Source organism: Arthrobacter sp. Y3223065 (assembly GCF_059090885.1).
The window spans coordinates 334,605-345,730 of sequence record NZ_JBNHGC010000003.1; the positions used below are offsets into that span (position 1 = coordinate 334,605).

The 11,126-nt window shown below is 65.1% G+C and carries 2 protein-coding genes; both read right to left on the reverse strand.

Annotation, left to right across the window (positions count from 1 at the left end; translation table 11 throughout):
* Positions 1-51 precede the first annotated feature (51 nt).
* Complete coding sequence (locus AC5RUK_RS10165; protein ID WP_494152102.1) at positions 52-6,444, reverse strand: DEAD/DEAH box helicase; 6,393 nt, start codon at positions 6,442-6,444, stop codon at positions 52-54.
* A complete protein-coding gene (locus AC5RUK_RS10170; protein WP_494152103.1) occupies positions 6,444-11,126 on the reverse strand; it encodes an Eco57I restriction-modification methylase domain-containing protein in 4,683 nt (1,560 codons plus the stop codon). The genes AC5RUK_RS10165 and AC5RUK_RS10170 overlap by 1 nt, the downstream gene beginning before the upstream one ends.

Below are 11,126 nucleotides of genomic sequence, written 5' to 3' on the forward strand. Positions count from 1 at the left end.
CGCAGGGCATGTGCGGAGAGTTGCCGCTGCGCACATGCCCCGGGTGCGGCCTCAGCCGTTTTCCTTCATCCCCAGCGCCATCTGGATCTCAGTGAGATTAAGGGCAACCCGCTTCCAGCCGGCCGGAAGCCCGCCGCGCCCGTCCGGGCTGACTGCAAGGACCACGCCGTGGTCGGGCCACGCGATGTCGAGCGGAGTACCGTCTTCGATTTCATAGCCGAGCTCCGGCAGCGGCAGGCCGTCCACTTCGGCGAGCACTCGCAACGCTTCCTTCTCGGCGGCCGTCGCGTACTCCATCAACTCCTGCCACTGCGGCGGAACATGCGCCCCCGGCGCGCCGGGCTCCACGAGTATCTGCGCCTGCGGATGCGTCACGGTCACGGCGCCGATGACGGGCGGCAAACGCTTGAACCCTAAGAGGTTGCTCAGGCGCAGCCATTCCCGCCAGGAAGCTTTGTAGTCCGCCTGTACCACGGCCTCGTCGCGCCCGTCGAGCAGCAGCACGACGGCGGCGCTCGCCAGATCGGGCGAGGCCAGGTTCGCGGCACATCGCAGGGGGCCCGCTGAGTACATCCAGGCTCGTCCGGGACCAAACGCGGGGGTCTTGCCTGCGTCATCCAGGTTCGTCTGGACGAACTCGGGCAGTCCCGCAATTGATCCCCCGAACACCTGGGACTTGCCCATCATGAGCATGGGAACGGCGTCGGAGAGATCGGCCCATGCGTCCACGTGCGGCTCCCGGATCCACTGCCACAGTTGGCTCACGGCATCTGCCTGGATCGCGCGCACCAATGCAGGTTTGAGCGGCTTCTTCCCGCCCTGCACGAGGTTCGCCGCCTTGTCCGTGAACCACGGCGGCGGGACGGCCGCCCGTTCCCCGGAGAACGCCTCGATGTCCTCCCACGTCACGGCCCACGGCACCACGCCGGCGGTCCGCAGGGCCTCTCGCTTGGCGGCGTCGTCGCCCACACGGTTGTGCTCCGGCGACGCGTGGAACACGTAGCCGTCCGTGTAGATCGCGATTTTAGGAATGTTCGGGTCCGCTGTAGAGAGGACGAAGTCCGGCCGCGTGCCTCGGATGTCGACCTGCGGCTCGAGCCACCACAGGTGCTTGGCACCGGGCAGCCGGAACTCGATCTTGTCCGCGCGCAGGCCCGGAGTGACCTTGATATGGGCGCCTGCCGCGGAGAGCCGGCCCTCAAGAGCGTTGCGGAACTTGACCTCGAGATGCGATTCAAGCGCCGGAGCCGGGGGCGGCACCTTCGTGACCTTCCACGCTGTGAAGGCAGGGCCGTCGTCGTCCGGCGTCCCGTCCCGGCCGGCGAGGATGCTGCGCAGGAGCCGCTCGGCAGTCACGCGGGCCACTTTCTCAACCTGCCACGGCGGCGCGAAGGGCAGCAGGCAGCGGTGGCAGGCCAGCCGGTTTTCGTCCCGGCACTCGCAGTTCCGCACTACGTCCCACGCGGCGTGCAGGAGGTTCCAGACCTTCTCCGGCTCGGCAAACTCTGCAAGGTAGCCAGTGCCGCCGGGAACCTTGTCGTGCAAGAGCAGCGAGACGACGGACCCACCGTCGGCAGGCTCGTTAACCGGCACGGCCGTGATGTGGTCGGGGGAACCTCCGATCACCTCGCGCAGGCCGAGGAGCAGTGCAGCGGTCAGGCTCGGCAGGGCGAAGTCATCACCTGTGACCCGTCCCGCCGGGAGACGGAGGGCTACTCCCTGCGTGGAGAGGACCCGGGCCAGGGCCACCCCGGCCGCGTGCTCGTCACTCGACTTTCGGTACTTGCACCAGAAGCGGTGCTCCTCGGGATTGTTCGCCCGTGCGGAAGAATCGAGCTTCCCGCAGTACGAGCAGACCCGGAACAGCGGTGCCTTCGATTCGTTGCCCGCGATGGTGCGCGACGGCGCATTGGCCGAGGCACGTCCAAGGTTAAGCCACCGCAGCTGAACCCGGTTGGCGTATTTGGCGCCGAACTCGAAGTCCTCGAGGAACCACTCCTTGGTGACGTGTTTGGGGTCAATGTCCGCCGCGAGCACCGTATTGAAGCGCTCTTTGACCCGCTGGTCACTGCGGTCGCCGATGGCCACCTCGTCGCGGCGCACCTCGGCAGAGACGTTCTTCATGACCACGACGTCGAACTGCTGGCTCACGTCCGCGATGCCGCCGAGCTTGCAGCGGCCGCATGCCTTGACTGCCCCAGAGCCGGCGACGTCGGTGTGAATCCACCCGCAGTCAGGGCAAGCCTGCCAGCGCTGGATGTGGCTCTGCTGCGGGCCAAGGTCGACAGCGTCGATCTTGACCTCCAGGCCGCGGGAGTAAAACGTCGCGCCGGGTGCGAGCTCATTGATTGCGATGGCGGCACCGCGCTGGAGCGAGATGGTCTCGGTGACGTAGTCCTGGGTCTCGACCTCCTGCCACGTGACCCCGATGTCGAGGTTCACCGAATCGTCCAAGAGCGTGTAGTTCGGCAGGAGCCCGTACTTCTCGAGCACGGAGATCCAGTACTCGCCCCGGAGGGCGAAGAGCTGCCCGCGCAGCATCTTCTGCGTGGCTGCCGCGGCTTTGGGCGCCCGCTTGTCCTCGTCGGTCGCAGCGTTGGACTCCGCTCGGGCCGTCAGCTCGGGCAGCGTCTTCTCGATGTCGTCGATGCGGGCCTTGAGCTCGTCGCAGTCGTCGGCCCACAGCCGTGCCGCCCGGACCACGTGCTCGGCGAGCTCGCTCGATCCGTTTACACGCGGCGTAGCCCATTCCCGCAACCGGGCCACGCTCGCCTGGGCGAGCAGCCGGCCGAACTGGCCGAGGAACTGCCCGAGGTACTCATCCGCTTTCAAGTGCGCCACCGCGATGAGGTCCCCAAGGAAGGTTCCGGGCCCGTCTCCTCCGAGCGCGCCCGCCGCCTTGCGGGGGTGCGGGCGGCCGGCGTCGCGCGCGAAGCGGTCCACGAGGTGGGCGAGGTACTGCCGCTGCAGGATCTCCTCGGCGTCGAGGAACGTGGCCGGCGGCCGGACCTGCCCGTTGATCACGGACAGCGGGTCGTGGAGCTTGGGCAGGTGCTCGCCGCGTCCGCGGGCGTAGGCGAGGATGAGCGAATTGCCCGTCAGGCGGCCGGCGCGGCCCACACGCTGCAGGTACGAGGCCACTGACGTGGGGAGCGAGGCGAGCATGACGCAGGAGAGGTCGCCAATGTCGATGCCCATCTCGAGCGTCGGCGTCGCGACCAAAACGTTGGGTGACTGCGGCGTCTGCACCGATGCTTTGAACTCGTTTTCGACGCGCACCCGCTCGTCATCGGGCAGCAGCGACGTATGCTCCTTCGCGACCACGCGCTTGGGCTCACGTGTCGCATACAGCTTGAGGTAGAAGTTCTGCTCCTCCGGCTGCCGCGTGAGCCGACCCGGGCATCGCACGTACAGGCAATGCCCGCCGTCAAGCTGGTCGACAACGGTCGCGGAGCCCGGCGTGACCGCCCGGCACACCGAGCACGCCAGGAAGTGGCGGCCCGCACCTAGGTCCACCCCGGCCGGTGCCTGCAGGAGGATCCGGTCGGACGGGAGAGCGTAGATTGTGGCGCCGTCCTTGGCCTGCACGGTCTCGAGCACCCCCTGGCCGGCGAGCTGCCCAAACAGCGCCTTGGCCACGAACGTCGCGTCGGCCTTGGGAATGTTCAGGCAGGCCGCCGTCCAGCTCGTGTACCAGCTCTGGGCCTGCGCAATCGCGTCCATGTGGCCGGACTCGCCGCCGCCAAGCCGAGGGAACGCAGGCTTCGATCGGCCTGCGGGGAAGGCGGGCATCCCCTCGCTGCGGCGCCGTCCGCCCCACACCTTCCAACGCTGGGCTTTCTCCCCCGCCTCGACCATGTAGTCGTTGAGCCACTGGTGGCGGATTCCGCCTCGTGTGCGGACGCGTTCGGCGACGCCGCGCACCCAGGCGAGCAGCGCACCGTCGTCCGTGAGCTGGTCTTCGACGCCAAGGGCGCCGGGCATCGCCTCCAGTGCGGCGCGGGCGGCAGAGAGCATCGCGGCGGGCGACCCGGCGTCGACCTCGGCGACGATACTGCCGGTCAGCTCGAGCGTGCGGCCGAGGCGGGCCTGCAGGCCGAACTCGAGGGAAGCGTCGAAGAGGACCCGCTTGGCCGCATTCCGGGAGGCGCGCAGCCGCTCCTGGGCGGTTGCCTCCGGGTCCCAGTAGGCGCGGAACTGCGGCCGGTCGGCGTAGTCCGGGGCGATGAGCTGGTACTTGCGGACCGGCGTCGTGGCGTCGGTGAGGGCAGCGTCCACGAGCTGCTGGAGGGTGGCCGCTCCCCCGCCCGGCGCTGCAACCTCGAGGGCGCGGCGGAAGGCGGAACGAAGGGTGAGGATGTGCGAACGGGCCTGCACAAAGCCGGCGCGGTGGGCGGCGTCCTGGACGCTGTCGGTGAAGACGAGGGACTTCTTCTCGCCGGCATCGAGACCGTCGGCTCCGAAGAGATTGGAGATGCTCACCGAGAGCATGGTGGCGATGGCGCTGCCGAGGAAGCGGATGGCGTCGTCGGTCTGGCAGGCGGGGCAGACCTCGCGCTTGGAGTCATCGTCGGCGTCCTGGCCGCGGAGCATGAGGACGGGAACGATGCGGCTCTCGTGCGCCTCGGCGGTGTCCTCGGCGGGCGGGTCGTGGAGGATGACGCGGTTGACGGTGTCGAGCCAGACGAGGCTGTCGGCGATCTCGCCCTTCTCGGCGCGGAGGGCGTCCTCGTTGGCGGCGTGGATGAGCGCACGGAAGCGGGGGTTGCCGGTGGCCTGCTCGCGGCGGATCTTAGAGTCGTCGTTCTCGAGGTCCGTTCCGGTGGGGCCGAGCACGGCGCCCCAGCCGGAGCGACCGCAGTGGCGGCAGTAGAGCGCGGGGAGGTAGAGAGTCTGGTCGGTGTGGGGGCCGTCATCCCCCCAGCGGTAGTGGTGCTCGCCATCCACAGACTTGTCGAGGCGGGAGAGCTCGCGGACCCAGAGGTGGGCCTCAACGGAGATGGCGTCACGGTTGGGCTCGGGGACCGACCGGACGTGGCTGAGCAGGGCCAGAAAGTGGGCCATAAACTCAGTGTGCCGCTCGGCGAGCGTCGCACGACGGCGCGGCCCGCCCGAAATGTTGAACTCGCCGAGGACGCGCTTGGCAAGGTCGGCGAGCCCGACGGCGTCGCCCGCCTGTTCCAGGACGGCGCGGGTGAGTGGGTGGCGGCGGAGGGCGTCAAGCAGGTCCGCGGGCTGCCCGCCGAAGAGGAGCTGCGAGGCGCGCTCGACGATGACGGCGTTTGGGTCGTCAGCGCCCGCGCCGAGCGCCGCTTCGATGCCCTTTGTGGTGTCTTCGATTCCAGCGGCGATCCGGGCCATCTCCGTAACTGGTTCGACGTCGAAGTCCTTGCACCATGTCTCAATGCTGAGGCGGGACTCTGTGACGACCGCGTCGTCGGGGAAGGCCTCGCCGAAGACGGTCTCGGCGAAACGGAGCATGGGCTCCGATTCGCCCTTGGCGCCGAGTGTGGCCGAGGTGGCGACGGGGGTGATGCGGCCGAGCGAACGTGTCCGGTCTTCTTCAGTGGGCCCGTGAGGGACGGTGCCGAGGTCGTCTGGCCAGTAGCTCTTGAGGGCGAGGCCGAGGCGGCGGAGGAGCATGGCGACGTCGGTGCCCTGGGCGCCGTCGTAGGTGTGGAACTCGTCGAGGACCACGTACTGGAGCGACGTGGCCGACTGCTCCCAGATCGATGCGTCCTCGCTGCGGAGCAGGAGCATGTCCAACATCTTGTAGTTAGTCAGGAGGATGTCCGGCGCCTCGCTGCGGAAGATCTCGCGGGTGTTGATGAGCCCGGCGGCCGAGACCTTAGTTCGCTTCTGCCCGTCCTTCTGGCCTGTGTAGATGCCCGCCGTGATGCCGCCGAGCTCGGGGTTTTCGGCGAGCAGGCGGGCCAGGCGCTGAGCCTGGTCATTCGCAAGGGCGTTCATCGGGTAGAGGATGAGCGCCTTCATGCCGGTGATGCCCGCGGCCTTGGCCCGAAGCACGTGGTCGATGATCGGGTACACGAAGGACTCGGTCTTACCGGAGCCCGTGCCGGTGGTGACCAGTGTGGGCTCCGGTCGGCGGAAGGTGCCGGTTGAAACCGTATCCGCCACGGTGGGAGAGCTTGTCGAAACCACATCTGGCTTCGAGCTCAGCCGCTCGAACGCACGGGCCTGATGCCCGTAAGGCACGAACCCCTTATACCAGTCAAGGCTGTCCCGCCACCCGTCGGCGGCAGGTTCAAAAGGCAGCCGCAACCGAACGAACGGCCCCTTGAAGATCCCGTCGTCCGAGTCCTTAAGGAAGCCCTGCAAACCGGTCCGCGCGTCCCGATCAGTTAATGCAAACGTTGTAGACAGATAGTCAATCAGCCCGGTCTGAAGATCCTCGACCTGATGCGTGGGGAGGAGGACCGCCATCAGTCCTTCTCCGCCAGCAGCTTCTCGAAGTAAGCATAAGCCTTGCGCATGTCCTCTTCCCGGTCGTACGAGACGAACGGGAACTCAAACAGGTACTCGGCCCCGCTCTGCGGATGAGTCCGTGTAGACGTCAATCCCACGTCATCGCCCATCCGTCTACGAAGTTCCCTGGCGAGCTGGGAGGGAAGCTGTCTCCCGTGTACATCAAACATCTTGGCTGCTTCGTACCCATAAAGGACCGGAAATTGTGTGCGATAAATCGTGCATAGTTCATCGATCGATACGTTCAAGGCCAGCGCCGAAAGAACATCCAGCTCAATCTCAGCTAGCCTCCGGAGTGCATCGTTGGTCAAGGCACAGCCGGGTACCCATCCTCCATCGCCGGACCGCGCATCCACGGCCACTCCAGACCGTCCCACCGCTTCCCCTACCGGTACCACGGCGGTGGAATTTTGGGAAATACAATCATTCCACAATCCAGAGTACGCCACCGTCAAGCAGTTTAATCGAAGAACGCGGTCAATCATTTCTGGAGCCAGCCCGAAGTGACGTTCGAATGGCAACCTAGAGAATACTCCGGGGAGAATGTGGGACTTTGGAGAAGAGCGAATCATGAAATCCGCGAGGATGGAACTTGCGAACGCTGCCATGAGCGCCAGGGTTCCAGCGTCTTCATGCGGAACCCCGACAGCCTGAACTGTTCCTAGATGGGTTGCACCAGGCGGGATAATAGACGGGACAAATGTACGTTCACCCGTGTTAGGAGCCATACTCCTCCAAGCGATACGATAATAGTCCATTGGGGAAGCGGGTTTTTGGCCGACCACCCAAGAGCCGTAGCGCTTACGGAATTCTGCGTTCGAAACCATGGGCTTCCAACAGGTGATAGGAATTTCCGATGAATCCAATTGAGATACGTCAAGCGACGTCCAATCGCGCTGATGTTTCATGGTCTTATTAGGCGTCTTGTAGAAGGGGTTAGCCAGATAGAAGTGTGGGCCTTGAACGATGACTTCGCCCCAGTCGTCTGGCCGCCCCCACCGAACATCAATGGTGCCCTTCTTCCGATCCTCGCGCTCATGCCAACCCGCTGAGAATAACGGACTCACAGCCCCCATGCGGGAGCGTTGAGAGAGATTCTCGAGTACTCGGTAGATGGACTTGCTCGCCGCATACAGCATTGGGACCCGGATGCTTGGCCCGTCGAACTCAAGAACCTCGCACCATTCCTCAAGGCGCCCGTCATCAACATGAATGATTCGTGACGAGTGAGGACGCTGATCCCAGCTTCCTTCAGCATTTTTTATCCCAGGCTCAGGCCCTGCGCCATCGTGCCTGAAAGAAGCAGAGGCCGTGTCGGGATGATATAGGCTACTCGCATTCAGGAATGAAACACGGTCCCTCGCGCTTGAATAAATGTTCACGCCAAAGCGCTTCTGATTCTGGATCTCAAATAGACCGAGTTCATTTATGAACTGGAAGTGCCGTCGCAACCTCCGATATGTCTCGGCTCGAAGAAGATCCGCCCTTTCATCAGTGAAATGGGTCTCGAGATGTATTAAGGCAACGACTCCTCGCACCCTGCTTATGCGCCAATTTTCGGACATGAAGCACCGATAGAGGTCAGTCTGGCTACCCGCCAGTAGTGGATAATTTGTGATGTCAGACAGGAATTCCGACATTACCACGGGGTGGGATGCGGCTTCGGTGTAGAAATCTTCAATGCCCGGAAGTGCGAGCGTCTGACTTCTCTTCTGAAGCAGCTCCACCTGGGAAGATTTATCTCTAAGCTGCCACCAAGGATCACCCTCTGCCAGAAGCGCAGACTCGTCCACAATCGTCCTCCGCCATGGAGGATTCCCAACTTGTAGATCGAACCCACCCCGTCCGAAGACCGGGGCAACGTCCAGTTCCCAGTGGAAGAAGCCGTTATCGGCAGCGAGCCGCTGGCAGGTCTCAAGCCAGCTGTGGTCGTTCAGAACCGCGGCAACTTCGCGGACATTGGAGAGTGCGGCGTCGAAGGACTCGAGTGTGTCGAGTTCGGCCCACGAGGCCTGCGACATGGCCGTCGTCTGCCCGGCCGTGTGCCCGTACTTCCGCACGTCAGGACCAGCACCCGCCGGTGTACCGAGGACACCTTCCAAGGCATCGAGCCACTCGTCCATGGTCGGGGGCTTGGACCCCTGGGTTGCCCGCTCCGTCAACGGCCAGAACCATAGGGCGTTCCAGGCATCCATTACGAGCCGCAGACGGCGGTAGGAATTGTTGGGGTCGGCGAGGAATGTCTCGATCTCTGCCCGAGAGACAGATGCAGTTTCGAGAGGCTCAATTGCGTGAGCAGTAGCCTTGCCAAAGTAGTCGATGTCCCGACGGGACTTCGCCTCGGCGATCTCCAGGCGGCGAAGCGTTAGCTTCCAGAGCGCCTCGACGCGACGGGAGAGGTTGCGGAGGCGATCGATCTGCTGCTTCGTGGGTTTCAGCCGAACCGATTTGCGCCAAACCCTGAGCCCTTTCTGGGCATCGCCCGCGAGATCCTTGACTTCCTTGGCGTCCGACGCCGCGCCCCAGCCCATGGCCGGCAAGAGGAAGTGGTGGATCCGGCCGACCACGGCGGGGTCGTCGGCGTCGTCTGCCAGGGCGGCGACCAGCCCGGTGACGGGAGCGTCCTGCGGAGTCGAGGTGAGCCACGACTTGTCCTTGACCTCCGCCACCGAATAGGTTGCGCGTCGGGCACCGATGAGCGAGTTGCCGCGGCGCAGGTGTAGGCCGAACCAGGGAGCTTGCAGGCCGGCGACCATCGTATCGAGCCACAGGGAGACTTCGGCGAGCTCGACCGCCGTCGCGTTCAGGTCCACACCGTGCACCTGGTGCAGGGCGATCTGCGCCTTTACCTTCTGTAGCTCGAGCGGGTACTCGTCGGCCGGAATCCGGACGTCCAACTCCTTCTGCTTCCGCTCGAGGTACTCGGCGGCGAGCTGTCGCACGGCCTCGATGGCGAACGCACCGGAGCCGAGGGCGGGCTCGCAGACGGTGAGCTTGAGGATGTCGTCCGCCGGCGTCGTCGTGCCGTCCTGGTCGAGGAGCTCCTCGAGGGCCTGCGAGACGACGAACTTCGTCAGGACTTCGGGCGTGTAGTAGGAGGCCGACTGCTGCCGTTCGCGGCCGGCGAGGCGGAAGACGAAGGTGCCTTTCTCGTGGAGGACCGGCTTCGGCTGTCCGGTGAACTCATCCTGGGTCATAACGAAGTGCTTGGCCTCGATCTCGGCGGACCGGGTCACCGGGACGACCCAGGATCCCTTGGACGAGTCACCGTCCTTCGCGACCTCGTGGAGGTCCTCTTGCGCGATGAAGCCCGTGTACGACATGAGGCCCTCGTATACGGCGCCGAGCTGGTTGACGCCGAGCTCGGCGTAAGAGATGAAGCCGCGGTCCTTGCCGCGAGCCTCCTTGCTCAACAGGAGGTGCTCGAGGACCTTCTGGAGCGGGGCGTTGCCGAGCTTGACCTTGTCAATGTCCTGCGTAGCGGCCGGGGAGAAGAGGTCCGCCTCGAGGTTCTCGAAGGTGAGCGCGTCGTCGGCGTCCGCGGGCCGGTGGCCCCTGTTCACGAGGGTAAAAAGGAGGTGGAGGGAGTCGTAGAGGTGGGTGCCGCGCTTGGCCTTCTCAGAGGTGATCGGGTTCAGGACGAGTTCGCGGATACGGTCCAGGCCGTAGCCCTGGTCGTACTGCTCGTCGCCCACCGGAATGACGCCCATCTCCGGCGACGCCTCTGCGTACAGGAGGAACAGGATCCGGTAGAGGAACCGCAAGGACTGGCGTGCGAGCGACTGGCCGTCCACGCAGTCGTTCGACATCCTGACAGCCGTGCGGCGGGCCAGGACGTCGTTGGCGATGATTTCGATGGAGAGACGGATGCCCTCACGGAGGTCCTTCGAGACGCCCACGGTGTGCTTGATCGAGGACTCGATGACGCCGTTCCACCAAATCTGCTCGCTCGCGTCCGGGTGGAGCGAGTCCCGCCCGAAAACGGCGAGGAAGCGGTCCAGCTCACCCCCGCGCTTGGTGTCGTTGCGTTCGACGGCGAGCAGCGCGTCCGTTGCCAAGTATCGTCCCTCGGGCCACCGCTCTCGCTCGGTGAGAACGAGCCAGCGGCCGGCCATGAGGACGATGAACTGGGGAGCCTCGTCGGTCTGGTAGAGCTCGGAAATGAGCTTGCCGGCCGAGTAGTTCGCCTCCTTGTCGTCCACGAGCGGCTTCTGGAGGAGGTCTCCGCGGTCCTTGGCAAGGGCGTCCTCGAGCGAATCGGCGGGCTGGGCCTCGAGGAAGAGGACGTCATTGTTGGGGGTGGACCAGACGTTGTGAGCGAGCAGCTCGGCGCCGCTGCGCTCGGCCTTGAACGTCGTGCTCGGGCCATGGAAGCCAAGGGCTTCGCGCAGCTCGCGGCAGACGCGCGGAGCGCTTTCCGGCTCCTCGCCTAGGGCGCCGAGGTCGATCTGCAGCTGGCCGCGGGCCTTGCGGAACCGGTCCAGCGGCGACTCGTGCCCCTCTTTGGATGTCTCGTCCCACTGCTTGCGGAGCTTGAGCACGTCGGACTGGAAGGACTCGCCAGCCTTGGTGGTGTCCGTGGTGAAGAAGTGCTCGCTGACGAAGTCCTCGCCGACGACGAACGAATCGAACGAGGGCAT